We start from the raw sequence: 396 nt of genomic DNA, 5'->3' as shown, positions 1-396 counted from the left end.
GACGCCGAGCTGACCCTCAGCGCGCGGCGCGGCAACGCCATGGATATCGCCTCGCTGACCCTCGCCCTGCTGCGCGCCTCCGGCATCCCCGCCCGCTACGTCCACGGCACCATGGATGTCCCCGTGGACAAGTACCGCAACTGGATGGGCGGATTCAGCAACGTCATGGCCGCCGCCGACTACGCATCCTCCGGCGGCATCCCGACCCGTGTGCTCAGCGAGGGCGGCCAACCCGCATGGGTGCGCATGGAGCACGTCTGGGTGGAGGCGGCCCTGGACTTCCACCCCGGCCGCGCCTACCGCAACCTGGAGGCCGACAGCTGGATCGCCCTCGACCCCAGCTTCAAGCAGTACGAATACCTCGAAGGGATCGACGTGGCGCAGATCGCCGGCCTC

The 396-nt window shown here is 69.4% G+C and carries 1 protein-coding gene; it reads left to right on the top strand.

Annotated features, from left to right (window positions below; translation table 11 throughout):
* A partial coding sequence (locus ACYQ2W_RS26675; RefSeq protein ID WP_459874166.1) for a transglutaminase domain-containing protein occupies positions 1-396 on the top strand: 396 nt, incomplete at both ends.

The sequence above is a fragment of the Endothiovibrio diazotrophicus genome (assembly GCF_054657215.1).
This window is presented reverse-complemented; position numbering and strand designations above follow the sequence as displayed.